This window comes from Streptomyces sp. NPDC056296, assembly GCF_042268605.1.
GTDB lineage: Bacteria > Actinomycetota > Actinomycetes > Streptomycetales > Streptomycetaceae > Streptomyces.
Genome location: NZ_JBHJRX010000012.1, coordinates 85,917 through 110,014, shown reverse-complemented (window position 1 = coordinate 110,014; position 24,098 = coordinate 85,917). Strand labels below are relative to the sequence as shown.

The 24,098-nt window shown below is 71.6% G+C and carries 16 protein-coding genes and 1 pseudogene; 5 read left to right on the top strand and 12 right to left on the bottom strand.

All coding sequences use genetic code 11. The features are described from left to right. Positions 1-244: 244 nt before the first annotated feature. Complete coding sequence (locus tag ACFCZF_RS11590; protein WP_376671494.1) at positions 245-1,813, top strand: hypothetical protein; 1,569 nt, start codon at positions 245-247, stop codon at positions 1,811-1,813. Positions 1,814-2,208: 395 nt separating this feature from the next. On the opposite strand, the gene ACFCZF_RS11585 is transcribed toward ACFCZF_RS11590, so the two are convergent. Further along, entirely contained in the window at positions 2,209-5,487 is a 3,279-nt protein-coding gene (locus tag ACFCZF_RS11585) for an RHS repeat-associated core domain-containing protein (RefSeq protein ID WP_376671493.1), read from the bottom strand. A gap of 600 nt (positions 5,488-6,087) precedes the next feature. On the opposite strand from ACFCZF_RS11585, the gene ACFCZF_RS11580 reads away from it, so the two are divergent. Continuing rightward, positions 6,088-6,399, top strand: a complete 312-nt coding sequence (locus ACFCZF_RS11580) for a hypothetical protein (protein ID WP_376671492.1) — start codon at positions 6,088-6,090, stop codon at positions 6,397-6,399. Positions 6,400-6,780: 381 nt separating this feature from the next. Here the strand turns inward: ACFCZF_RS11580 and ACFCZF_RS11575 are convergent, their stop codons facing one another. Next, a complete protein-coding gene (locus ACFCZF_RS11575; protein ID WP_376671491.1) occupies positions 6,781-8,076 on the bottom strand; it encodes an MFS transporter in 1,296 nt (431 codons plus the stop codon). A gap of 172 nt (positions 8,077-8,248) precedes the next feature. Here ACFCZF_RS11575 and ACFCZF_RS11570 point away from each other — a divergent pair, with 172 nt between their 5' ends. Further along, positions 8,249-10,303 (top strand): phosphocholine-specific phospholipase C, encoded by a 2,055-nt coding sequence (locus ACFCZF_RS11570; protein ID WP_376671490.1) that lies wholly within the window; start codon positions 8,249-8,251, stop codon positions 10,301-10,303. Positions 10,304-10,970: 667 nt separating this feature from the next. Here the strand turns inward: ACFCZF_RS11570 and ACFCZF_RS11565 are convergent. After that, positions 10,971-11,787, bottom strand: a pseudogene (locus tag ACFCZF_RS11565) (hypothetical protein); the annotation flags it as partial. Further along, the gene (locus ACFCZF_RS11560) at positions 11,784-12,605 is read right to left on the bottom strand and encodes a phosphatase PAP2 family protein (RefSeq protein WP_376671489.1); all 822 of its coding nucleotides are present in this window, start codon (positions 12,603-12,605) and stop codon (positions 11,784-11,786) included. The pseudogene ACFCZF_RS11565 and the gene ACFCZF_RS11560, both read right to left, overlap by 4 nt. A gap of 224 nt (positions 12,606-12,829) precedes the next feature. Here ACFCZF_RS11560 and ACFCZF_RS11555 point away from each other — a divergent pair, with 224 nt between their 5' ends. Continuing rightward, positions 12,830-13,444 (top strand): TetR/AcrR family transcriptional regulator C-terminal ligand-binding domain-containing protein, encoded by a 615-nt coding sequence (locus tag ACFCZF_RS11555; RefSeq protein ID WP_376671488.1) that lies wholly within the window; start codon positions 12,830-12,832, stop codon positions 13,442-13,444. Between the two features lie 145 nt (positions 13,445-13,589). Here ACFCZF_RS11555 and ACFCZF_RS11550 read toward each other — a convergent pair whose 3' ends face one another. Beyond that, entirely contained in the window at positions 13,590-14,591 is a 1,002-nt protein-coding gene (locus tag ACFCZF_RS11550; protein ID WP_376671487.1) for a DUF2510 domain-containing protein, read from the bottom strand. 265 nt (positions 14,592-14,856) lie between these two features. On the opposite strand from ACFCZF_RS11550, the gene ACFCZF_RS11545 reads away from it, so the two are divergent. Beyond that, complete coding sequence (locus ACFCZF_RS11545; RefSeq protein WP_376671486.1) at positions 14,857-17,535, top strand: AAA family ATPase; 2,679 nt, start codon at positions 14,857-14,859, stop codon at positions 17,533-17,535. Positions 17,536-17,537: 2 nt separating this feature from the next. On the opposite strand, the gene pcaD is transcribed toward ACFCZF_RS11545, so the two are convergent. Genes pcaD through ACFCZF_RS11510 form a run of 7 tightly spaced genes read right to left on the bottom strand, consistent with a single transcriptional unit; the run spans position 17,538 to position 24,005 of the window. Beyond that, positions 17,538-18,671: a 3-oxoadipate enol-lactonase gene (gene pcaD / locus ACFCZF_RS11540; RefSeq protein WP_376671485.1), complete on the bottom strand. Its 1,134-nt coding sequence runs from the start codon at positions 18,669-18,671 to the stop codon at positions 17,538-17,540. 2 nt (positions 18,672-18,673) lie between these two features. Continuing rightward, the gene (gene pcaB, locus ACFCZF_RS11535; protein WP_376671484.1) at positions 18,674-20,002 is read right to left on the bottom strand and encodes a 3-carboxy-cis,cis-muconate cycloisomerase; all 1,329 of its coding nucleotides are present in this window, start codon (positions 20,000-20,002) and stop codon (positions 18,674-18,676) included. Beyond that, the gene (pcaG, locus tag ACFCZF_RS11530; protein ID WP_376671483.1) at positions 19,999-20,604 is read right to left on the bottom strand and encodes a protocatechuate 3,4-dioxygenase subunit alpha; all 606 of its coding nucleotides are present in this window, start codon (positions 20,602-20,604) and stop codon (positions 19,999-20,001) included. The genes pcaB and pcaG overlap by 4 nt, the downstream gene beginning before the upstream one ends. Positions 20,605-20,610: 6 nt before the next feature. Further along, the gene (gene pcaH / locus ACFCZF_RS11525; RefSeq protein ID WP_376671482.1) at positions 20,611-21,384 is read right to left on the bottom strand and encodes a protocatechuate 3,4-dioxygenase subunit beta; all 774 of its coding nucleotides are present in this window, start codon (positions 21,382-21,384) and stop codon (positions 20,611-20,613) included. A 22-nt stretch (positions 21,385-21,406) separates the two neighbouring features. Then, positions 21,407-22,609, bottom strand: coding sequence for a thiolase family protein (locus ACFCZF_RS11520; RefSeq protein WP_376671481.1), 1,203 nt, complete (start codon positions 22,607-22,609; stop codon positions 21,407-21,409). Then, entirely contained in the window at positions 22,606-23,250 is a 645-nt protein-coding gene (locus ACFCZF_RS11515) for a CoA transferase subunit B (RefSeq protein WP_375906829.1), read from the bottom strand. The genes ACFCZF_RS11520 and ACFCZF_RS11515 overlap by 4 nt, the downstream gene beginning before the upstream one ends. Next, a complete protein-coding gene (locus ACFCZF_RS11510; protein WP_376671480.1) occupies positions 23,250-24,005 on the bottom strand; it encodes a CoA transferase subunit A in 756 nt (251 codons plus the stop codon). The genes ACFCZF_RS11515 and ACFCZF_RS11510 overlap by 1 nt, the downstream gene beginning before the upstream one ends. Between the last annotated feature and the right edge of the window lie 93 nt (positions 24,006-24,098).

Genomic DNA, 24,098 nt, shown 5'->3' with positions numbered 1-24,098 from the left:
CAGCGGTGCCCCGGAAGCGATCGTCTCGGTTCAGACGATTATTGGGCACCTGATCGAGGCCGGCTACACCGACGCGCGCCGGCCCGCCTGTACGCAGTGCGGCCGCTGCCGCCTCCTAGTCCACCTCGTTCCCGGCGGGCGGATCTGTGAAAGCTGTGGGGCCGCGGCCCGGTACCAGGCATCCGTCGCGGTCTGCCGTCGATGCGGAAAGACCCGCCCCTGCCCGGCCCGCGGCGTCTGCCAAGTGTGCTACTACCAGCACGACGCACCGAAGAAGACATGTACCAGATGCGGCAAACACACCTACTGCCAGATCTCAGCCAGAGACGGCGACCGCCTGCTCTGCGCTGCCTGCCGCACCCGCCCCTCCAGCGTCTGCGCCTGCTGCGGCCGGACCGCACCCGCCACGGCGAACTGGCCCCGAGGACCGGTCTGCAAGCAGTGCTACGCCCGCATCCTCGACGAGCCCCGGAGCTGCGACCGCTGCGGAAGAGACCGCGCCCTGGTCGGAAATGCCGACGGGCAAACGCTGCGCGGAACCTGCTCCGGGCACGGCACCGACTACGCTTGCACCCGCTGTGACAACCCAGGCGGAGCCCACGCCCGAGGACTCTGCTACCCGTGCGCCATCGACGACCAGCTCGCCCGGACCCTGTCCGTCATCCCCGCAGAGGCGGCCGAGCAGCTCCACCAGCTCCGCAGTGCGGTCGCCGACACCGGCAACGGCAGGTCTGCCCTGCAGTGGCTGCGTCAGTCCAACGTGCGGAAACTCTTCATCCACCTCACCGCCACAGGAAACCCGATCAGCCACGACGTCCTGGACGACGCCTTCCGCGCAGGCCACCACACCACCGTGGGGCACATCCGTAAGATCCTGGTCGCCGCCGGCAGCCTGCCCCCGCGCGACGAACACCTCGCCCACATCGAGCTACGCCTGGGACTGGTCCTGGCGAAACACCCGCAGTTCGACACCATCCTGCGCACCTACGTCCGCTGGAGCGTCCTGCCCCGCCTGCGGCGCCGCGCCCGCACGCGAGCTCCCACAGCACACATCACCGCATGGGCCCGCGCCCGCATCCACAGCGCCGCCCGCTTCCTCTCCTGGGCCGAAGAACGCGGCCACACCCTTAACACCGTCACGCAAGAGCACGTGGACGACTGGCTGGCCGGCGGCAAGAGCACCCGGTACAACGTCCGCGACTTCCTCGTCTGGGCAGCCCGACGCGGCTACGCACACGAGCTCCTCGTCCCCCACCGAGGAAGGCCGGACCCTGCGGGCCTCGACGAGGACGTCCACTGGGACGTCCTCCAGCAATGTCTTCACGACGACCAGCTGCCACTCGACGTCAGGGTCGCGGGTGCCTTGGTCCACCTCTATGCCCAGCCGCTCAGTCGGATCATCGCTCTCACCAGCAGCGACATCCGACCGCATCCCGAAGGCAACCGGCTCGTCCTCGGCCGCCAGCCTCTTCCTCTGCCCCCACCGCTCGACACCCTGATCGAGCAACTCGCCACCAGGCATGAGACCGCCGCCGTACCGGCGCCTGCGGGGCTCTTCCAGGGAAGCTACCCGGCCCGCCCCATGCCCGTCAGTACTCTCCAGCGACGGCTCAACGCTTACGGCATCAGAGCCAAACCGTCCCGGGTTACCGCCTGCCTGAACCTCCCCCACGACCTCCCCCCGGCCGTCCTGGCCTCGATCACCGGAATACACGTGATCACAGCAGAACAGTGGCACCAACGCGCGGCACCTGACTGGAGCGCCTACCTCGCCGCCCGACGCAAGGCGACGACCAGATACGATTCCAGATGACAAGTCTTGCAGTGTCCGCTGGAGTCGAGGCAGTCAGATTCGCCCCCATACTGGCTCCCACTTCGTGAGGGCTGGCTGCCAGGTTATCGCCTGGCGGCCAGCCCTTGTGCTTGCGGTAGGCGCTGTTGATCCAGTTAGTGCTCTGGCATCCGTAACATCTCGCTGGCTGCGGATGTCATCGTGTCTCTTCGCCGCTTCTAGACACTGACTTTCGCCGCGCTACGGCAATGCCGCCCGCAATGAGGCCGACCGCAGCGAAGAGCACGGCGGACTGCCAAACTGGCCAGTCGAAAAGTCCAGCAGCAGTGGCAAGAACTCCTACGAGGCAGGTAAGAGCGGCGCAACTGACGACTATCGCGAGTGTGTTTGGACTTCTTCGTTCCACGCGTTTCTCCTCAGAAGAAGCTCCCGACTGCTCCACCAATCAGGCCGCCCCACATGCCATTCTCTCGTTCCGCTTGCGTGCCACCTGCAATCGTGGCGCCAGCAGCGCCGCCCCCTGCACCCCAAAGCGCGCCGGTGACGAAGGCGGCGCCGACACACGCAGCGCCAGCCGTCCCGATACACGCAGCACCAACTGCTGCTGCACCGAGACCGCCAGCCACGGTGCCAGCGACAACACCCACCGCATCAGCGAATGAGAACAGACCGGCCGGGTCAGTGTTGTTGATGGGGTCGCCGCTTGCGTAGAGGTAGGGGTTGGTTTCCTGTCCGGAGGGGTCGGGTTGGGTGAAGCGGCCGATGGTGGGGTCGTAGTAGCGGTGGCCCATCTTGTACAGGCCCGTCGGGTCGGCGTACGTGCCCGCGTAGCGGTACGGCTGGGGGACGGACTCCGTGGGGGTGGTGCGCGGGAGGCCGGTGGGTCCGTAGGCGTAGGTGTGGGTGCGCTTGCCACTGCTGTCGGCGAGGCCGAGGACGTTGCCGGTGGCGTCGGTGAGGTAGTAGTAGGACTTCCCCCCAGTCGTCATGGAGTTCAGCGTGCCCGAAGGCTCACGGATGAATCCGGTGTCGACGCCGTTCGTGGTCGTGGACGCCAGGCCGAGGGCCGTGTGGTGGAACCAGGTCGAGCCCAGCTTCGTGCGCTCGGCGTTGCTGGTGCCTGCGTGGACCAAGTCGTACGTCGTGCCGCCGGCGGTGATGCCGGACAGCTGGCTGTAGTCGGTCCAGGACTCGCCCGTGCGAGGGTTGTTGTCGGCCGCTGCGGTCTCGTGGCCGAGCTTGTCGTAGGACCAGCCCGTCGTGGAGCCGTTCTTGGCGGTCAGCTCGCTCGCGTCGTTGTACGTGTACGTCGTGCCGCCGGGGCAGGTCGTCTTGCTGCCGTCGCGGCTGGTGAGGTTGCCGGCCTTGTCGAAGCAGTACAGCCACGACGCCTTGCGGGTGCCCGCCGAGTCGGCTTCCAGGGCGTAGGTGAGGCGGTTCTGGGAGTCGTAGGTATAGGTGGTTGTGTACTTGGTGAGGTTGTCGGTGCGGGTGCGGATCTTGGTGGTGTCCTTGCCCGCGGTGTTCTTGTAGCTGTAGGCGAGGTCGATGAACGTCTGCGTGCCCGAGGTGGTCTTGATCTTCTCCGGGCGGCCGTTCTTGTCGATCGTCACCGACTGGGTGGTGCCGCCGGGGTAGACGGTCCTGGTGCGCTTGTCGTTGTTGTTGTAGTCGAAGTCGGTCTTCTCGCCGTCCGGCGCCGTCAGGTGGTCGAGGCGGCCGGCCTTGTCCCAGGTGTAGTCCGTGGTGCCGGTCGGGTCGGTGTAGAAGTCGACGTCACCGCCCGGCGTGTACGCGAGCGCGGTCTGGGCGCCGTTCTGCAGGGTGCGGCGCTTCTCCCGGTTGAGCTTGTCGTACTCCCACGTGGTGGTGCCCGAGGCGTCGGTGCGGGCCTTGACGTTGCCGTCGCCGTCGTAGGTGTACGTGACGGTGGAGTTGGTGGAGGAGACCTCGCGGACGCGGTCACGGTTGTCGTAGGCGTAGACGGTGGTGATACCCCTTCCGTCCTTGACCGTCCCCACGCGGCCCAGCGCGTCGTACGTGTAGGTCGTCTCGCCCAGCGGGGCCGGCGGCTTGACCTTCCACAGGTTGCCCTCGTCGTCGTACTCGAACGACGTGACCTTGCCGTTGCCATCCTTCGCCGTGCAGCGCTGGCCCTCGAAACCGCCGCACTTCGGGGTGGCCTCGTTGTACGTGTACTCCCGGACCCCGCCCGCGGTGCCCGACGTGGTCACCGACATCGTGTTGCCGTTGGCGTCGTACTTGAAGGAGTCCTTGCGGCCGTCGGCGGTCGTGAAGTCGTTGGGCAGGTCGGTGCCCGCGACCGTCTGGTACGCGGACACGGACGCGGTCGCGCCGAGCGGCAGCTTCTGGGAGAGGGCGTTGTTGCGGCCGTCCCAGCCGTACGTGGTCGTGTTGCCGCCCGTGCCGTCCGCGCCGGTGCCCATGGCGTCGATGGCCGTCTGGGTGAGGTGGTTCTTGTACGTGGCGTGGCGGGCGTGACCGAGCGGGTCGGTGACCTTGGTGACCTCGCCGTCCGCGTTGTGGACGTACTTCGTGGCGTCGCCGTCGGGGTCGGTGACCGTTGTGGTGCCCGCGTCCGTGGGGGTGGCCGCCGTGTAGTCGTAGCGCCAGGTCGGGCCCGTGAGGCCGCCGGACGTCGACTCGGTGGCGCGCTGCATGGAGCGGACGCGGTTGTGGCCGTCGTAGGTGAACAGGGTGGCCGTTCCCTCGGGGGTGGTCACCTTCGTCACCCGGTGGGAGGAGTCGTACTCGTAGGTGGTGGCTTTGCCGTCAGTGTCGGTGACCTTGGCGAGGTTGCCCGACCCGTCGAGGTCGAGGACGGTGGTGCGGCCGGTGTGGTCCTTGGCCTGCCACTGGTTCGGGTAGGTCTTGACCAGGTCGACCCAGCGGCCGGAGCGGGTCTCGGTGAGCTTGAAGCCCTTGTGCTCGGCACCGTCGTCATGCTGCTGGACGGTGATGGTGCCGTCGTTCTTGTCTGTGACCTTGGTGAGAGTGCCGTGCTCGTCGTACGTGTCCTTGGTGCCGGACTTGCGGTCGGTAAGGGTGTAGGTGCCGTCCGCGTTCTTCTTCAGGTCCTTCGAGTAACCCGTCGGCGTGGTGTACGTGCCGTCGGTCTTGGCGGTGAAGCGGATCAGGTTGCCGGTGGCGTCGAAGGCAGCCACCTCACCGTCGTTGACCTGGAGGTAGCGCTCGTATGCCTGCCACCAGCGCTGCGAGACCTTGCCCCACGGGGCTTCCAGGGAGTTGTAGGTGCGGGTCAGCTGGAGTTTCTGGCCGACGCCCGCGATGTCGAAGTCCGTGGCGGCCAGCATCAGGTTGCCGTTGGAGATGTTTACCCGGGCCACCAGGGCGTCGTTCAGGCGGGTGTCGGTGATCTGGTGCCAGGGCACCTCGCCCTGCCCCTCGGGCAGGTAGCCGGTGGCGGCAGCGGCTGCCGTCTGGGCCCCGGATGCCTTGGTCGGCTGCTCGCCGGTGGCGCGGGCATGCTGGACGGCCCGCCAGGCGGCCACCTCCGGCGACGGCTTTGCCTCCGCCTGTGAGGCCGGCGCTTTGATCTTCCCGGCCGGCGTCGCGGGAGCCTCCACCTTCGTCGGCTTCGTCCACGGACTCTCCGGCTCCGGCAACTGCGGCTTCGGCGTCGCCGCCAGGCCGGGTGCGGCGGCGATCACCACGGCCGCCGTGGTGATCGCCGAGACGAGAGCGGTTCTGTGTGTTCTCCGGGCACGCCGAAACGGCGCGCTTGTGGCACGCGAGTGCATCAGCTTCCCCCCACAGGAAGTCAGATCTGGTAACCCCACTGGTCACCAGTGACACACAAGCTGTCACAAGAAGCACACAAATCAGCGTGGCCTCCCTCTGAATGCCAACTGCATGCGGGCCGGAATCAGCCCCACCGGTTCAGCCGCCGATACAGGACACAAAGACCTCAAGTAGCCCAAGGAATGGATGGAACTGAGGATGCTATCTCGGGGCATGGAGCCGGACTTGACCGAAATCCTCCGGCCTCGGCGATCCCTCGGAGTTTCGAAGTCGGAGACCAGTCGCTTCCAGCCAAGTTCAGACCTGCCCGGCGCACCCGCCGAATGGCGGCCCCTCCACCTACATGCTGGTCAGACGGCTCCGCGGGCAGGCAGCGAAGTCGTCTCAAGGCAAACGGACTCCCACCGGGTGCTGCTGTGACCGGGCCTTCACACCTTGCACACTTACGTCGTCCTGCATGCGTGGTCCCCCAGCCCGCGGCAACCACCCCTGCTGTGAAGGACCTTCCTCGGATGCGCACGCTCGGCAGACGCCTGCCCATCTCCTGCCCCACTTGGCGCCACCACGGCCAGGCCCGGCTCATCCGAGCCGTGCAATGGACCGGCCGCCTGCTGTGCTGGAGCCTCGCCACCGGCATGACCACCGCCGCCACCGAGCTACTCGTGACCCCGCAGGCCAACTGGTGGCCCGCCCTACGGCCCCTGCCCTGGTATCTCACCTGCCTCACCGCACTCACCTGGGCCATCCTTCGTGCCCGCGAGAAAGCCGCACAGCACCCGCCGGACGACGACACCCTCCCGAACCACTGGGACCAGGGGGCGTAAAACCTGCTAGTTCGCCCGGGCTCCAGGCATATCGCACGCTCTGTATGACGCTCCCCGCCAGTTGAGGAGATGGCGGTCGCGGTAACGCATGGAAACGCGAGGCCCAGACCGAGACCGATCAGCGCCAGACGCCAGGCCAGCGCCCCGAAGGAGGTGTCCGAGGCGTGGCAGGCGGCGCTCCGTGACATCGTTATCGTCGGTGACGGCCCCGACGAGGTCGGCTTCCTGGAGGCACTGGAGGTGCCGCGACCGGGCAAGCGCCGCCGCTGAGTACGGCTCTGGAGGGGGCGGTCGCCGCGTGCGGTCGTCCCCTCGCCGCCGGTATGGAAGCGGCACTCGCCCGCCGTACCTGGCGCGGATGAGCCCGGCCCGCGCAGGGCGTCAGCGCTCCAGCTCCTTGTGTGCCGTCTCCGGCAGCCGCAGGTACACCAGCGAGGACAGCAGGCACAGGACGGCAACGTACCAGGGGAAGAGCCCGGAGTGGCCGAGGTCCTTGAACAGCGTGCCCACGTACGGTGCGGTGCCGCCGAACAGGGCGACCGTCAACGAGTAGGGGAAGCCGATGCCGGCCGCCCGCACCCGGGGCGGGAAGATCTCGGCGTTGACGGCGGCGCTGATCGAGGTGAAGCCGGTCAGCAGGATCATGCCCGCGCACTGCACGAGCAGCAGGACGGTGAACGAGTCGCGCAGGGAGTGCAGCATGGGCACGCTCAGCAGGGCGAACCCCACGCCGAAGAAGAGCAGCAGCGGACGGCGGCCGAAACGGTCGGAGAGCAGCCCGCCGAGCGGCTGGAGGAGCGCGAAGAAGGCGAGCGAGATGGTGCCCGCGAGCAGCGCGTCCGCCTTGTCCAGCCCGGTGTTGAGCTCGGCGTACGTCGGCAGGTACGAAGTCCAGGTGTAGTAGGCGATGGTGCCGCCCGCCGTGATGCCGCAGATCAGCAGGGACTCGCGCGGATGGCGGCGCAGCGCCTCGAACAGGGCGGGACGCGGGGCCTTTTGCTGCTCGGCGCTGCGGGTCTCCTGGGCGCCCTGCCGGATCCAGAAACCGACCAGGCTGAGGACGGCACCGAGGACGAACGGCACCCGCCACCCCCAGCCGTTCATCTGCCCCTCGCTCAGTGTGTCCACGAGCAGCGTCGCGATCCCGGACGCGACGAGCTGCCCGGCCGTCGTCGAGACGTACTGGAAACTGGAGAACAGGCCGCGTCGGCCGGGCCCCGCCGACTCCACGAGGAAGGTCGTCGAGGCCGCGAACTCGCCGCCCACCGAAAGGCCCTGGAGCAGCCGGGCCACGACCAGGACCACCGGGGCCAGCACGCCGGCCGCCGCGTAGGTCGGGGTCAGGCCGACCAGCAGGCTGCTGCCGCCCATCAGCAGGATGGTGACCGTCAGCGCGGCGCGCCGCCCGCGCCGGTCGGCGATCGCGCCCATCAGCAGCCCGCCGACCGGCCGCATGAAGAAGCCCACCGCGAACACCGCGAACGTCGACAGCAGCGGCACCAGCGAGTTGTCCGCGCTCTCCGGGAAGACCTGGTCGGCGATGTAGGTGGCCAGGAAGGTGTAGGCGTACCAGTCGTACCACTCCACGGCGTTGCCCACCGAGGCGGCGAGGAGCTGGCGTACGGGCCGTCGGGTCGGGGGTGCTTCCGTGTGCATGCCTGTCATGATCGCGACCATCCCCGGGTGGCGGGCCCGGCACACCTCACGTACCGATGACTTTCACACCAGCGCCACCGGACCCTTCCCTGACGTTTGCTGCTCCTGGAACACTCCTTTCGCGCGCATTCCGTCATCATCCGGCACCGTCCGGCCGGGTGAGTCCCCCCAAGGCGAGAGGCTTCCACACCCCATGGCCGAAGTGAACCGGCGCCGTTTCCTCCAACTCGCGGGCGCCACCACGGCGTTCAGCGCCCTTTCGGCGAGCATCGAGCGGGCCGCCGCGCTCCCGGCGAACCACCGCTCGGGGACGATCGAGGACGTCGAGCACATCGTCGTCCTGATGCAGGAGAACCGTTCGTTCGACCACTACTTCGGCGGGCTGCGCGGCGTGCGCGGCTTCGGCGACCCGCACCCGGTGTCCCTGGACGGCGGCAGGTCGGTCTGGCACCAGACCAAGAGCGACGGCACCGAGGTGCTGCCCTTCCACCCCGAGGCCGACGACCTCGGCATGCAGTTCCTGGAGGGGCTTCCGCACGGCTGGTCCGACGGCCAGGACGCCTACCACAACGGCAAGTACGACCGGTGGCTGCCCGCGAAGGGCACCACCACGATGGCGTACCTGACCCGTGAGGACATCCCCTTCCACTACGCGCTCGCCGACACCTTCACCGTCTGCGACGCCTACCACTGCTCCTTCATCGGCTCCACCGACCCCAACCGCTACTACATGTGGTCGGGCCATACGGGCAACGACGGCCAGGGCGGCGGCCCGGTCCTCGGCAACGACGAACTGGGCTACGACTGGACGACGTACCCCGAGCGTCTTGAGGAGGCCGGGGTCTCCTGGAAGATCTACCAGGACATCGGCGACGGCCTGGACGCGGCCGGCCACTGGGGCTGGATCGACGACGCCTACCGCGGCAACTACGGCGACAACTCCCTGCTGTACTTCAACAAGTACCGGAACGCCAAGCCGGGCGATCCCTGGTACGACAAGGCCCGCACCGGCACCGACGTGAAGAACGGCGACGGCTACTTCGACCGGCTCCGCGCCGACGTCAAGGCGGGCCGGCTGCCGAAGATCTCCTGGATAGCCGCCCCGGAGGCCTTCTCCGAGCACTCCAACTGGCCGTCCAACTACGGCGCCTGGTACATCTCCCAGGTTCTGGACGCGCTCACCTCCAACCCCGCGGTGTGGGCGAAGACCGCCCTGTTCATCACGTACGACGAGAACGACGGCTTCTTCGACCACCTGGTGCCGCCGCTGCCGCCGAAGTCGTCGGCGCAGGGGCGGTCCACCGTCGACGTCTCCCTGGACGTCTTCGAGGGCAGCGCCAAGCACCGGGAGGGCTTCTACGGGCTCGGCCCGCGCGTGCCGATGCTGGTCGTCTCGCCCTGGAGCAAGGGCGGCTTCGTCTGCTCCGAGACCTTCGACCACACCTCCGTCATCCGGTTCATGGAGCGCCGCTTCGGCGTGCGCGAGCCGGGCATCTCGCCGTGGCGGCGCGCGATCTGCGGCGACCTGACCGCCGCCTTCGACTTCTCCCGCACGGACAGCCGCCCGGCCGAGCTGCCGGACACCGACGCCTACGAGCCGCCGGACCGCGAACGCCACCCGGACTACCGCCCGACGCCGCCCGCCGACCCGGACATGCCCCGGCAGGAACGCGGTCTGCGCCCCGCCCGCCCGCTGCGGTACGCCCCGCACGTGGACGGCGCCGTGGACACGGCGGCCGGGAAGTTCACGCTGACCTTCGCCTCCGGCGCCAAGGCCGGTGCCGCCTTCCTCGTCACCTCCGGCAACCGCACCGACGGCCCCTGGACCTACACCACCGAGGCCGGCAAGACCATCGCGGACACCTGGAACTCGGCGTACTCGGACGGCGCCTACGACCTGACCGTGCACGGCCCCAACGGCTTCCTGCGCGCCTTCCGGGGCCCCAACAAGAAGGCCGGGCCCGAGATCACGGCCCGGCACAGCGGCGACGACGTCCGGCTGACCCTCACCAACACCGGGTCCGGCACGGTCCGTCTCCGGGTCGAGAACGCCTACGGCGGCCGCGACAGGACCGTCACCGTGCGCCCCGGCGCCACCGTGCACCACACCGTCGACCTCACCCGCAGCCGACGCTGGTACGACGTGACGGTCACCTCCGAGGCCGACCCCGCGTTCCTGCGGCGCTTCGCCGGACACGTGGAGAACGGGCGGCCGGGGGTGAGCGACCCGGCGATGGTCACGGACTGACGGCGCGGGCCGGACAGGCCCTACAGCCGCGTGAGGTGCCCCGGCCCGGGCTGCCGGGGCACCAGCACGGGTCCCACCTGCCTCGGGGCCACGGTTTCCGGGGCCACCGTTCCCGGGCCCATGGCTTCCGGGCCCGCCGTTACCGCGCCTACCCCTCCCGCGCCCACGGCTTTCGGGGCCACGGCTTCCGCGCCCACCGCTTCCGCGCCCACGGCTTTCGGGGCCACGGCTTCCGCGCCCACCGCTTCCGCGCCCACGGCTTTCGGGCCCGCCGTTCCCGGGCTCACCGCTTCCGGGCCTACCGCTTCCGCGCCCACGGTTTCCGGGGCCACGGCTTCCGCGCCCACGGCTTCCGCGCCCACGGTTTCCGGGCCCGCCACTTCCGGGGCCACCGCTTCCGGGCCCACGGCTTCCGGGCCCACGGCTTCCGCGCTCACGGTTTCCGGGTCCGCCGCTTCCGGGCCTACCGCTTCCGCGCCCACGGTTTCCGGGCCCGCCACTTCCGGGGCCACCGCTCCCGGGCCCACCGCTTCCGCGCCCACGGCTCCCGGGCCCGCCACTTCCGAGCCCGCCACTTCCGGGCCCGCCGCTCCCGGGCCCGCCGGCGCGGCCGGCGCCGTCGCCGGTGTCGGTGCGGCAGCCGGCGCCCCGGCCTCGTCGGAACGCCCGGGTGTCGCCCGGCTCAGCTGGACCACGCCCCAGGCGGCCAGCGCCGCACCGGTCAGCGCGAGCAGCATGCCGCCCGCGCCGCCCCGCAGCCGCTCACCGAGCAGGGACAGCCCGATCACCGCGGCGGCCACCGGATTGGCCAGCGTCACCACCGCCAGCGGGGCGCCCAGACCTCCCCGGTACGCCGTCTGCGCCAGCAGCAGCCCGCCCGCCGCGAAGCCCGCCACCAGCACCGCCACCCCGATCACCTGGACGCTGAGCAGCGAGCCCGAGTGGTCCGTGACGGCGACCGTGACGGTCTGGGTGAGCGCCGAGGCGACCCCGGAGGCGATGCCGGACGCCGTCGCGTGCCGCAGTCCCGGCCGGGTGCCGGGCCGGGACAGAACACCGATCAGCGCCGCCGTCGCGCCGGAGACCGCCAGCGCCTCGGGCACGCTCAGCACGTCGTCGGGCGCGGGTCCGGACGCCGTGAGCAGCAGCGCGCCGAGCCCGAGCAGCGTCAGTCCGATGCCCCGCCACTCGACCGCGCTGACCCGTCGGCCCGCCAGTCGTGCCCCCAGGGGCACCGCCGCGACCAGGGTGAGCGCACCGAGCGGCTGGACCACGGTGAGGGGTCCGTACTTGAGGGCCACGACGTGCAGCAGCGCGGCCGAGGCGTTCAGCGCGACCGACCACCACCAGGCCCCGCGGGCCAGCATCCGCAGCGCGCCCGTGCCGGCGCTGCGGGAGGCCAGCCGTTCCTGGGCGACGGCCGCGGCGGCGTAGGCGCAGGCGGAGACCAGGGACAGCAGTACGGCGATCAGGGCGGCGCTCATCGGCCCGCCCCCACCAGCTCGCGCTGCTCCGCCGGCCGGCGCCGGAGCTCCGGCCGGCGGTGTCTCACGGTGCACCGCGGCCGGTGCGGCAGGCGGACCACCGCGAGGGCGAGGCCGAGCATGGCCGTCGCCACGATCACGTCGAGCCAGTAGTGGTTCGCGGTGCCCACGATCACCAGCAGCGTGAACAGCGGATGCAGCAGCCACAGCCACCGAAGGCGCGACCGCGTCGCGACGATCAGCCCGACCGCCACCATCAGGGCCCAGCCGAAGTGCAGCGAGGGCATCGCCGCGAACTGGTTCGACAACTGATCGGTGCTCGGCGGCCCGTACACGGAGGGGCCGTAGACCCGGGCCGTGTCGATCAGACCGGTGGCGCCCAGCATGCGCGGCGGGGCGAGCGGAAAGAGGAGGTGCAGCACCAGCGCGGAGCCGGTCACCGCGGCCAGCACCCGGCGGGCCCAGACATAGTGCCCCGGCCGCCGCAGATAGAGCCAGACCAGAAAGGCCGCGGTGGCCGGGAAGTGGACGGTCGCGTAGTAGGTGTTCGCCGCGTGTATCAGGGTGTCGCCGTGCAGGAGCAGGGACTGCACCGTGCCCTCGTCGGGCAGCCGCAGCGCGCGCTCCCAGTCCCACACGTGGTGGGCGTTGCGGAAGGCCTCGGCGGTGTGACCGGTCGCGAGCTGCCGGCCGAACTTGTACGCGAGGAAAAGCCCTGCCACGAGCAGCAGCTCACGGACGAGCAGCGGGCGTGCGACCGAGCGCGCGTGCGCGTCCGGCCCCGCTTCTGCTGCTGCAGGCTCGCTGCGGGCATTCATCCCCCGGCCCCTTCACTGACGGTGGTGCGTGTCGCGCACAGGTCTGTGGCGCACAGGTCCGGGGCCGTGTGACGGTTCTCATCGATACGACCCCGTTCCGATACGCCAGTGTACCGATACGGTGGAGTACCGGTACACTGGCGTATCGATAGACATACGACACACCGGAGTACGGGCCGCTCAGCGCCGCCGTACCCCGCTGGACCGAGTGAGGAGCACAGCCGATGACGTCGCAGGCCGCGGACCGATCGGAACCGGCCGGCGCCTCGCGCCGCTCCAAGATCACGCCCGAGCGTGAGCAGGAGTTCTTCGACGCCGTGCTCGAACAGGTCCGGTCCTGCGGCTACGACGCCGTCACCATGGAAGGCATCGCCGCCAGCACCCGGTGCAGCAAGTCCACGCTCTACCGGCAGTGGAAGACCAAGCCCCAGTTCGTGGCCGCCGCACTGCGCTCCCACCGCCGGGTGCGCTTCACCGACATCGACACCGGGTCGCTCGCCGAGGACCTGCGCCAGGCGGCCCGGGCCGCGGGCGGGGGAGCGGGCAAGGACACGGGACTGCTCCAGGCGCTCGGCCACGCGGTCATGGAGGACCCGGAACTCAAGGGCGCGCTGCGCGAGGCGCTCGTCGAGCCGGAGATCGCCGCGCTGAGGGACATCCTCGCGCGCGGCGTCGCACGCGGAGAGGTCCCCGCCGGCCACCCGGCGCTGGAGTACGTGCCCGCCCAGCTGTTCGGCATGCTGCGGATGCGGCCCGTCGTCGAGGGCGAGCAGGCCGACGCGGAGTACCTCGTCGGGTTCGTGGAGGCCGTCGTCCTGCCGGCGCTCGGACTCCCCTGAGACTCAGGTCGCCGTCCACGGGATGACTGGACGGTGGCCTGCCCGCGCCGCACCGTGGGGACGGGGGCGGCGCGCACCCCCGGCCGGGTGGGACGCCTTCTGAGCGGAAGGGCGCCCCACCCGGCCGACTGCTGTCCGGGACCGGTCAGACGTCCTGTCCGCTGCCGCCCCCGCCGCTGGAGTCGACCTCGATGCCCTTGGTGATTTCATCGATCACCGCCTGCTCCTCCCCGACGTCGACGCCGAAGCGGACGACGACGATGCGCTCGGGATCGGCGGGGGAGGGGAAGGCGAGCGACTCCACGTAGCCGTCGGCGCCCTTGCTGGTGACGGCCTTCCAGCGGACCAGGTAGCCCTTCTGCCCGGCGACCGTGACCGCCTTGGACGCCAGCTCCTCGTGCGAGGTGATCGAGCCGTAGGACTCGCCGCCGTAGGACTCCTCGGCGTTCGCCTCGATGTCGGCCTTGGCGACCTCCTCCGCGGTGCCGCCCTTGGTGCCCAGCACCACCGCGGGAGCCGAGTAGGCGCCGCCCTTGGTGCAGGTCTTGGAGGTGTCGCCGGGGCACTTGTAGCTGTCGTCCGACGTCACCGTCGCGCCGACCTGCAACTGCTGCCCGGACCAGCCCTCCGGAATGGGCAGGCTGATCCCGCTGACCGGGTCCGTCACCGACCCGCTGTCGATCGTGGGCGGTTCGGACCCGTCCGGGGAGTCGGGCGAGGGCGACTCGCCGCCCTCGCCGCCGCCCGAGTCGCCGAAGGGGTCCTCCCGGCCGCCGGGTCCGCGCCGGTCCTGCTGCGAGGACCCCGCGCTGTTGCCGCCCGAACCGTCGTCGGCCAGCACGTACACGCCGACCCCGATGCCGGCCAGCACGGCCACGGCGGCCGCGACGGCTATGCCGGTACGCAGCCTGCGCCGCCGCGCGGACGGCGCCTGCACGGGAAGTCCCGGATAGCCCGGGTGCACGGGGTACGGGCCGGGCGCGGTGTCGTGCGCCGGCGGCTGCGCAGCAGGCCCCCACGCGGCGGCCGAACCCGTGGAACGGACCTGGTCCGTCCACGCCTTGCCGTCCCACCAGCGCTCGGTGGCGGGACCGTCATTCTTCTGTCCGGGGTCCGGGTACCACCCGGGAGGAGTCTCCTGCGTCATGTGCCCACCGTAAGAGGCGTCGGTGAAAGCGGGATGAGAGGCCCGGCTCGCGCGCACCGTGACCGCCCGCCGCCCCGCCGCCGCTCACGACGGGTTGACGGTCGCCGTACGGTGCCTTGGCTGATGACGGGGCCGGTGCGTCGTCCGCGCTTTACCGCATGTCACCCATCACGGCAACTGCTGCCCCGACACCCCGCCACTTGCGCGATCGGACGGATAGGCTCAAGGTCTGTACGTCATTCGGGCGACTCGGGGAGGTAGCGGGATGACGGAGGTAGGGCGAACGGCCGCCGCCTCGGCCGCCCTTTGGGAGCGCGACGAGGAAGTCGCCACCATCACGCGGGCGATCGACACCCTGTGCGCGGACCGCTCGTCCCCCGGCACCCTGCTGGAGGCCCGGGGCGAGGCCGGACTCGGCAAGACCGCACTGCTCGCCGAGACCCGCCGCCTCGCCGAGGCCAGGGGCTGCACCGTCTGGTCCGCGCGCGGCGGCGAGACACTCAGGTCCGTCCCCTTCAACGTCGTACGCCAACTGCTCCAGCCCGCGCTCGTGTCCATGCTCCCGGAGGAGGCGCGCGAGTACCTCGGCGACTGGTACGAGATCGCGGGCCCCGCCCTCGGCATAGCGGACCCGGGCGAGCGGCAGGCCGACCCGCAGGGCGTGTGCGACGGCCTGGTCGCCGCCGTACGCCGGCTGGCCCGCCGGGAGTGGCCGCTGGTCCTGCTGATCGACGACGCCCACTGGGCCGACCAGGAGACCCTGCGCTGGCTGGCCGCGCTCGCCGAACGGCTCGACGAGACCTCCGTGCTGGTCGTGATCGCCCGCCGCCCCGGAGACGTCAGCGGCGACAGCGCCCGCCACCTGGACGCGGCCTCCGCCGTGGGCCGGCCCCTCGCCCCGCTGAACGCCCTCACCCCCGAAGCGACGGCCGGCCTCACCCGCGCCACCCTGGGCGGCCACGCCGACGCCGCGTTCTGCCGAGAGGTGTGGGCCGTGACCGGCGGCAACCCGTACGAGACCGTCGAACTCCTCGCCAAGGTCCAGGACAGCGAACTGGAACCGGTCGAGTCGCAGGCCGCCGAACTGCGCGACCTGAACCGCTCGGCCCGCGGCGGCGGCCTCGTCGCCCGCCTGGAGCAACTCGGCGTCGACTCCACCCGGTTCGCCTGGGCCGCCGCCATTCTCGGCGGCGGCATCACCGTCGACATGGTGGCCCGGCTCGCCACCCTCGACCGCGGCGACGCCGCCCGTTGCGCCGAGTTGCTGTGCAGCGCCCGCATCCTCTCCGCGCCCGACCCCGCCGCCGGGCAGGCCGCCGCGGACGACCTGGAGTTCGTCCACCCGCTGATCGCCACCGCCGTCTACAACTCCATCCCCGACGCGCTGCGCACGGCGATGCACGGTATAGCGGCCCAGCTGGTCGCCGACTCCGGGCTCGGCGCCGCGGCCGCCTCCCGCCATCTGCTCCAGGTGTATCCCGACGACGACCAGGAAGTCGTCGAGCAACTGCGCGAGGCGGCCCGCGAGCTCCTCGCCGTCGGCGCCCCCGACGCGGCCCGCCGCTGCCTCGAACGCGCCCTGCAGGAGCCGCCGTTGCCCGACACCCACGGGCGCGTGCTCTACGAACTGGGCTGCGCCACGCTGCTCACCGCGCCCGCCACGACCATCGGCCACCTGCGCACCGCCCTCGCCATGCCCGGCCTGGACGACGAGCAGCGCGTCAACGCCGTCTTCAGGCTCTCCGAGGCCCTGCTCCACAACGACCAGCTGGAGGAGGCCGTCCGCACCGTCCGGGCGGAGGCCGCCCGCAACCCGGACCCGTCCGTGCGGCTCCGGTTGCAGGCCGTCCAGTACATGTGGGAGGGCATCCACCCCGGCGAGACGTCCTCGCCCGGCCGGTCCGAGCGCCTCGCCGAACTCGCCGGCACCTGCACCGGCCGCGACAACGCGGAACGCGCCCTGCTCATCCTGCGCGGCTTCGACGCCATGACGCGGGGCGAGAACGCCGAAGAGGTCGTCGAGCTGTGCGACCGGGCCCTGGTCAACGGCCGCCTCGCCTCCGGGCTCGGTTGGACCGACACCGAGTGGGGCCTCGAACTGCCGATGATGCTGGCCACCTGCTACGCCTACACCGACCGGCTCGACCGCGCCGAAGCACTGTTCACCGAGGCCCTGAGCACCTACGAGACCGCCGGCTGGAGTGGTGGCCACCTCGCCCTCGCACACGCCTACGTCGGTCTGGGCCACCGCAGGCGGGGCCGGCTGAGGGAAGCCGAGAAGTCCCTGCGCGAATCGCTGCGCATCGCCGAGCGGGTCGGCCGCGGCCTGCCGCTGTACTGGTCCGCGACCTGCAACCTGATCGACACGCTGCTCGCCCGCGGCCACGTCGAGGAGGCCCGGTCCGTCGCCGACCGGTACGGCTTCGACCCGCCGTACCCGTCCACGATCGTGCTGCCCGACCCGCGCCCCGTACGGGCCCGGCTGCTGCTCGCGACCGGCCGCACCAAGGAGGGCGTCAACGAACTGGAGACGGCCGAGAAGGCGGCGGCCGCACGCGGCAGGCACAACCCGGTGGTGCATCCCTGGGCGACCGAGCTGGCGCGGGCCCTCGCCACGGAGGACCCGGGCCGCGCCGCCCGCCTCGTCACCGACGCCCGCCGGCACGCCGAGCGCTTCGGCACGGACACCGCGATAGGGGAGGCCCTGCGGTGCGCCGCCGCGCTGGAGACCGGGCAGCGCGCGGTCCGGCTCGCCGCCCAGGCCGTCGCCTATCTGGAGGCCTCACCCTGCCAGTACGAGCACGCCGCCGCCCGCGTGGAGTACGGCATCGCGGCCCGCTCGGAGGCCGAGCTGAACCGGGGCCTCGCGCTGGCGGACTCCTGCGGTGCGGACGGACTGGTGGCGCGGGCCCGCGAGGTACTTGCCGCGGGACACATGAGCTGAGGTCAGCGGGCGCTGCCGTCCTCCCCGGCGCTGCCGTCCTCCTCGGCCAGCACCCGCTGGGCCGCCGCGAACGCCGAGTTGGCCGCCGGCACCCCGCAGTACACCGCCGTCTGCAGCAGCACCGCGCCGATCTCGTCCGGCGTCAGCCCGTTGCGCCGCGCCGCCCGTACATGCATGGCCAGCTCCTCGTCGTGGCCGTGCGCGACCAGCGCCGTCAGTGTGATCATGCTGCGCTCACGGCGCGAGAGGGTCTCGTCCGCCCAGATCTCGCCCCAGGCGTAGCGCGAGATGAAGTCCTGGAAGCGGGCGGTGAACGGGCTCTGCCGCCCCTGCGCCCGGTCGACGTGCGCGTCCCCGAGCACCTCGCGCCGCACCGCCATGCCCCGCCTCGCGCCGCCGTCGAAGTGCGCCCGCAGCGCGGTCAGCACCGCCTCGGGCCGCTCCGCCGGCGCCAGATGCGAGGCCCCCGGCAGCTCGGTCAGCGTCGCGCCCGGCACCGCGTCGGCGATCTCCCGCAGATGCGCGGGCGGCGTCGCCGGGTCCTGGCGGCCCGCGATCAGCAGCGTCGGCGCGGAGATCTCGCCGAGCCGGTCCCGCAGGTCGAACGCGGCCAGCGCGTCGCAGCAGGCCGCGTACGCCCCCGGGTCGGCGTCCCGATGGTCCTGGACCAGCCTCGGCACGGTGAACCCGGGCGTGAACCACCGGCCGTCCGCCCCGTCCGCGAGCTTCGCCAGCCCTTCCGCGCGCACCGTCGCCGCCCGCTCCTCCCACGCCTTCGCACCGTTGAAGTGCGCCGACGAACAGAGGACGGCCAGCGACGACACCCGCTCGGGATGGTGCACGGCCAGATGCAGACCCACCGCGCCGCCCAGCGACACCCCGGCGTAGGCGAACCGTTCCACCCCGAGCGAGTCGGCGAGCGTGAGCACCAGGCCGGCGAGGTCGCCGACGGTGGCGCCCGGCCCGATCAGCTCCGCCGCCGAACCTCCGTGCCCCGGCAGGTCCCAGCGGATCACCCGGTGCCCGATGGACAGCTCGGGCGCCACCTTGTCCCACAGGGCGTACGAGGTGCCCAGCGAGGGACCCAGCAGCAGCGGGGGAGCGGAGGCGGGGCCTTCGGTCAGGTGGTTGAGCATGGTCAACGTCGCTCCAGAGCACGGTCGGTCAGGGCTCCGGCGGAGCCGGTGTAACGGGCGGGGTCGGTCAGGGCGTCGAGGCCGAGCCCGGACAACTCAGGTACCTCGGCGAGCAGTTCGCCCAGAGCGCGGTCCTCGGCATACGTCCGCTCGGCCAGTTCGGTGAGCAGCTCCTTGGCCCGGGCCCGCCCGAGCACCGGCGCCAGTTCGGCGGAGAGCCGCTCGGACACGATCAGCCCGTGCGTGAGGCCGAGGTGCGCGCGCATCACGTCCGGACGCACGCGCAGCTCCTCGGTCAGTTCGGCGGCGTCATGGGCGGCGCCGCCGGTCAGCCGCAGCAGGTCCCGCAGCGGCTCCCACTCGGCGTGCCAGGCCCCGGCCGGCCGCTCGTCCTCCGCGACCAGCGAGCCGTACAGCGTGGCCGCGAGCTGTGGCGCGCGCCGGGCGGCCGCCGCGATGAGGGTGGACCGTACGGGATTGGCCTTGTGCGGCATCGCCGACGACCCGCCACCGCTGCCCTCGGCGACCTCACCGATCTCGGTGCGGGACAGCGTCAGCACGTCCGCGGCGATCTTCCCGAGCGCCCCGGCCGCGAAGGCGAGGCATCCGGCCAGGTCGGCGACCGGGGTGCGCAGCGTGTGCCAGGGCAACGCGGGCGCCCGCAAGCCGAGTTTACGGGCGTAGGCCGCCGGCAGCTCGGCGGGGTCGGTCGCGCCGTACGCCCCGAAGGCGGCCAAGGTGCCCGCCGCGCCGCCGAGTTGGGCGGGCAGCGTGTCGCGTACGGCGACGATCCGGTCCCGCGCGTCGAGGACCAGCGTGCGCCAGCCGGCCGCCTTCAGCCCGAAGGTCGTCGGCACGGCGTGCTGGGTGAGGGTCCGGCCCGGCATCGCCGTGTCCCGGTGCTCGGCGGCCAGCCGGGCCAGCGCCCTCTCGGTGCGGGTGAGGTCGGGGAGCAGCAGGTCCAGGGTGCGGGCGGCGACCAGCATCGACGCCGTGTCCAGGATGTCCTGGCTGGTCGCGCCCCGGTGGACGTACGGCCCGTACTCCTCGCCGACCGCCTTCGTCAGGTCGGCCACCAGCGGGATGACCGGGTTCCCTCCACCGCGGGCGCGCTCGGCCAGGGAGCGCGCGTCGAAACGGGCCGGGTCGGCCGCGTCGGTCACCGCGCTCGCCGCCTCGGCGGGGGCGAGCCCCAGCCCGGCCTGGGCCTGGGTCAGGGCCGCCTCCGCGTCGAGCAGCGCCCGCAGCTGGGCGCGGTCGTCGGTCGCGTCGGCGGCCGGTGAGCCCGCCCACCCGGGGGCGAGCAGGCCCGTGTCGGCAGCTGATGTCACTGGAACTCCAGGAAGACCGTCTCGCCTTCGCCCTGAAGGCGGATGTCGAAACGGTACGTCCCGCTGCCCTCCTCCGCGGCGATCAGCGTGTCGCGGCGCTCGGAGTCCACCCGGGACAGCAGCGGGTCCGCGGCCAGCAGCGCCTCGTCGCCCGGCAGGTAGATCCGGGTGAACAGGTGCACGAGCAGCCCGCGCGCGAACACGCACACGCTGACGTGCGGCGCACTGCCTCCGCGTGCCCCGGGCCGCAGCGTCCGCACGTACCAGTGGCCGTTCGCGTCGGTCTGGATGCGGCCGAAGCCGGTGAACTCGACGCCGTTGCGCCCGAGGAAGCCGCCGGACGCCGGGTCGCGCCGCATCGAGCCGTCGGCCGTCGGCAGCTTGCCGTCCGGGTCCGGCCCCCAGACCTCCAGGAGCGCGTCCGGCAGCGGGTTGCCCTCGCCGTCGTACACGTACCCGTGCACGGTGATCGTGTCCGGGTGCCCGGCGGGCGCGATGTCCTCGCCGCCGCGGAAGGGCAGCGCGTACCCGTAGAACGGGCCGACCGTGTGCGAAGGCGTGGGCAGCACGGTCTCCCGGCTACTGGTGTCGATCTTCGTCATGGCGGGTCAGCGTCCTTCTTCGATCCAGGTGGCGTTCGGGCCGTCGAGCACGATGTCCCAGTGGTAGCCGAGCGAGAACTCGGGCACGGACAGGCTGTGGTCGTACGTGGCGATCAGCCGCTGCCGTGCCGCGTCGTCCGTCACGGACTGCAGGATCGGGTCGTACGGGAAGAGCGGGTCGTTCGGGAAGTACATCTGCGTCACGAGCCGCTGCGTGAACGCCGAGCCGAACACCGAGAAGTGGATGTGGGCCGGGCGCCAGGCGTTGACGTGGTTGCGCCACGGGTAGGGGCCCGGCTGGACGGTGGTGAAGCGGTAGAAGCCCTCGTCGTCGGAGAGGGTGCGGCCCACGCCGGTGAAGTTCGGGTCCAGCGGCGCGTCGTGCTGCTCGCGCTGGTGGGCGTAGCGGCCGGCCGAGTTCGCCTGCCAGATCTCGACGAGCTGGCCGCGTACGGGCTTGCCGTCGCGGTCGAGCAGGCGGCCGGAGACGGTGATCCGCTCGCCGACCGGCTCCCCGGTGTGCTGCCGGGTCAGGTCGTTGTCGACGACCGTGATGTCCCGCTCGCCGAAGGCGGGGGAGGACAGCTCCACCAGCTCCGGGTCCTTGGTGACGTCGATGGCGATCGGCGGCTGCTTCGGGTGCCGGAGCACCGAGGAGCGGTACGGCGCGTAGTCGCGGCGCGGGTGGTGCTCGACGGGCCCGCCGTCGGCGACCCGCTTCTCGTACGCGGCGTGCTCGGCCGCGATCTCCGCGTCGATGTCGTGCTGAGTGAGAGTCATGGGTTTCCCGTGGGTGACGTGACTAGCGGTCGAGGACCAGGGCGAGGCCCTGGCCGACGCCGATGCAGAGGGTGGCGACGCCGGTGCCGCCGCCCTTGCGGGCGAGCTGGTGGGCGACGGTGCCGACGAGGCGGGCACCGGAGGCGCCCAGGGGGTGGCCCAGCGCGATGGCTCCGCCCTGGGGGTTGAGGATCGCGGGGTCGAACTCGGGCCACTCGGCGACACAGCCCAGCACCTGGGCGCCGAAGGCCTCGTTGAGTTCGAGGACGTCCAGGTCGGCGAAGCTCCGGCCGGCCTTGGCGAGGGCGCGGTTGACGGCCTCGACCGGCGCGAGGCCGAAGTAGTGCGGGTCGGTCGCCGAGACGCCGGTGGCGGAGATCCGGGCGAGGGGTTCGCGGCCGGTGGCCTTCAGTCCCTCCTCGTCCACGAGGAGCAGGGCCGCGGCGCCGTCGTTGAGCGGCGAGGCGTTCCCGGCGGTGACCGTGCCGTCGGTGGTGCGGAAGGACGGCTTGAGCTTCGCCATCGCGTCCAGGGACGCGGTCGGGCGTACGCACTCGTCGGCGGCGAAGTCGACCGGGTCGCCCTTGCGCCGCGGCACCGGGACGGGCGCGAGCTCGCCGTCGAACAGGCCGTCGGCCTGGGCGCGGGCGGCCTTGTGGTGGGAGGCGAGGGCGTACTCGTCCTGCCGCTCGCGGGTGATCTCGTGTTTGTCGGCGATGAGTTCGGCCGACTCGCCGAGGGGGATGGTCCACTGCGGGTCCATCCGCGGGTTGACCATGCGCCAGCCCAGGGTGGTCGAGTACAGCTCGGTGTGCCCGGCCGGAAAGGGCCGGTCCGACTTGGGCAGCACGTACGGCGCCCGGGTCATCGACTCCACGCCGCCCGCCAGCGCGATCGACGCGTCGCCGACGGCGATGGCCCGCGCGGCCTGGATCACCGCTTCGAGGCCGGAGGCGCACAGCCTGTTCACCGTCACGCCGGGGACGGTGGTGGGCAGGCCGGCCAGGAGGGCGGCCATACGGGCGACGTTGCGGTTCTCCTCGCCGGCGCCGTTGGCGTTGCCGAAGTACACGTCCTCGACCCGGGCCGGATCCAGGTCGGGCGTGCGGGCGAGGAGTTCGCGGATCGCGTGGGCGGCCAGGTCGTCGGGGCGTACGCCCGCGAGGGAGCCGTTGTACTTGCCGAACGGGGTGCGGACCGCGTCGACGATGTAGACGTCCTTCACTTGAGTCCCTCCGCGATGACGAGCTCGGCAGCGGTCCTGGCGGTGATCTCGTCGACGCTCACTCCGGGCGCGGTCTCCACCAGGACCAGGCCGTCGTCGGTGACGTCGAGGACGCCGAGGTCGGTGATGACCCGGTTCACGCAAGCCTTGCCCGTGAGCGGCAGCGCGCACTCCTGGAGGATCTTGGGTGAGCCGTCCTTGGCGGTGTGGGTCATCACCACGATGACGGTGCGGGCACCGTGGACGAGGTCCATCGCCCCGCCGATGCCCGTGATCATCTTGCCGGGGATCGCCCAGTTGGCCAGGTCGCCGGTGGCGGAGACCTGCATGGCCCCCAGCACGGCGACGTCGATGTGCCCGCCCCGGATCATGCCGAAGGACAGCGCCGAGTCGAAGAAGGAGGCGCCCGGCAGGACGGTGACGGTCTCCTTGCCGGCGTTGATCAGGTCGGGGTCCACCTCGGCCTCGGTCGGATACCGGCCGGTGCCCAGGATGCCGTTCTCGGACTCCAGGGTCACCTCCACGCCCTCGGGGAGGTAGTTCGGGATCAGCGTCGGCAGTCCGATGCCGAGGTTGACGTACTGGCCGTCCCGCAGTTCCCGGGCCGCCCGTGCGGCCATCTGTTCACGTGTCCAGGCCATCAGGAACTCACCGTCCGCCGCTCGATCCTCTTCTCCGCCGCCTGCTGAGCCGTCAGCGCGACGACCCGCTGTACGAAGATCCCCGGCAGATGCACCGCGTCCGGATCGATCTCGCCGGGCTCGACCAGCTCCTCCACCTCGGCGACGGTGACCCGTCCGGCCATCGCCGCGAGGGGGTTGAAGTTCCGGGACGACTTCGCGAACACCAGGTTCCCGTGCCGGTCACCCTTCGCCGCCCGGACGAGTGCGAAGTCGGTGCGGATGCCGCGCTCCAGCACGTACTCCGTGCCGTCGAACTCGCGGACCTCCTTCGGCGGCGACGCCAGCGCGACCCCGCCGGAGCCGTCGTAGCGCCACGGCAGCCCGCCGTCGGCGACCTGCGTGCCCACCCCGGCCGGGGTGTAGAAGGCGGGGATCCCGGCCCCGCCGGCCCGCAGCCGCTCGGCCAGCGTGCCCTGCGGAATCATCTCCACCTCCAGCTCACCGCCCAGGTACTGCCGGGCGAACTCCTTGTTCGCCCCGATGTAGGACCCGGTCACCCGGGCGATCCGTCCCGCGGCCAGCAGGACCGCCAGCCCGGAGTCCATCGCCCCGCAGTTGTTGGAGACCACCGACAGCCCGCCGGTCCCGCGCTCGTACAGCGCCTGGATCAGCACGTTCGGCACACCACTGAGGCCGAAGCCGCCCACGGCGAGCGAGGCGCCGTCCGGTATGTCGGCCACCGCCTCGGCGGCCGTGGCCACCACCTTGTCCATCCGAGAAGCCCCATCTCTGCAAATTAATCAGGGCACTGAGTATTTCAGCGAGGTTTCCCACACGCTGCCACCGGACGGCCGAAGCGTCAAGGC

Bases quoted from the DNA above. Each gene is read 5' to 3' on its own strand.
- ACFCZF_RS11550 (WP_376671487.1), bottom strand. From the start codon at position 14,591: ATGACGCAGGAGACTCCTCCCGGGTGGTACCCGGACCCCGGACAGAAG.
- pcaH (WP_376671482.1), bottom strand. From the start codon at position 21,384: ATGACTCTCACTCAGCACGACATCGACGCGGAGATCGCGGCCGAGCAC.
- ACFCZF_RS11510 (WP_376671480.1), bottom strand. From the start codon at position 24,005: ATGGACAAGGTGGTGGCCACGGCCGCCGAGGCGGTGGCCGACATACCG.
- ACFCZF_RS11580 (WP_376671492.1), top strand. From the start codon at position 6,088: ATGCGCACGCTCGGCAGACGCCTGCCCATCTCCTGCCCCACTTGGCGC.
- ACFCZF_RS11575 (WP_376671491.1), bottom strand. From the start codon at position 8,076: ATGGTCGCGATCATGACAGGCATGCACACGGAAGCACCCCCGACCCGA.
- ACFCZF_RS11545 (WP_376671486.1), top strand. From the start codon at position 14,857: ATGACGGAGGTAGGGCGAACGGCCGCCGCCTCGGCCGCCCTTTGGGAG.
- pcaD (WP_376671485.1), bottom strand. From the start codon at position 18,671: ATGCTCAACCACCTGACCGAAGGCCCCGCCTCCGCTCCCCCGCTGCTG.
- ACFCZF_RS11515 (WP_375906829.1), bottom strand. From the start codon at position 23,250: ATGGCCTGGACACGTGAACAGATGGCCGCACGGGCGGCCCGGGAACTG.
- ACFCZF_RS11570 (WP_376671490.1), top strand. From the start codon at position 8,249: ATGGCCGAAGTGAACCGGCGCCGTTTCCTCCAACTCGCGGGCGCCACC.
- pcaG (WP_376671483.1), bottom strand. From the start codon at position 20,604: ATGACGAAGATCGACACCAGTAGCCGGGAGACCGTGCTGCCCACGCCT.
- ACFCZF_RS11560 (WP_376671489.1), bottom strand. From the start codon at position 12,605: ATGAATGCCCGCAGCGAGCCTGCAGCAGCAGAAGCGGGGCCGGACGCG.
- ACFCZF_RS11555 (WP_376671488.1), top strand. From the start codon at position 12,830: ATGACGTCGCAGGCCGCGGACCGATCGGAACCGGCCGGCGCCTCGCGC.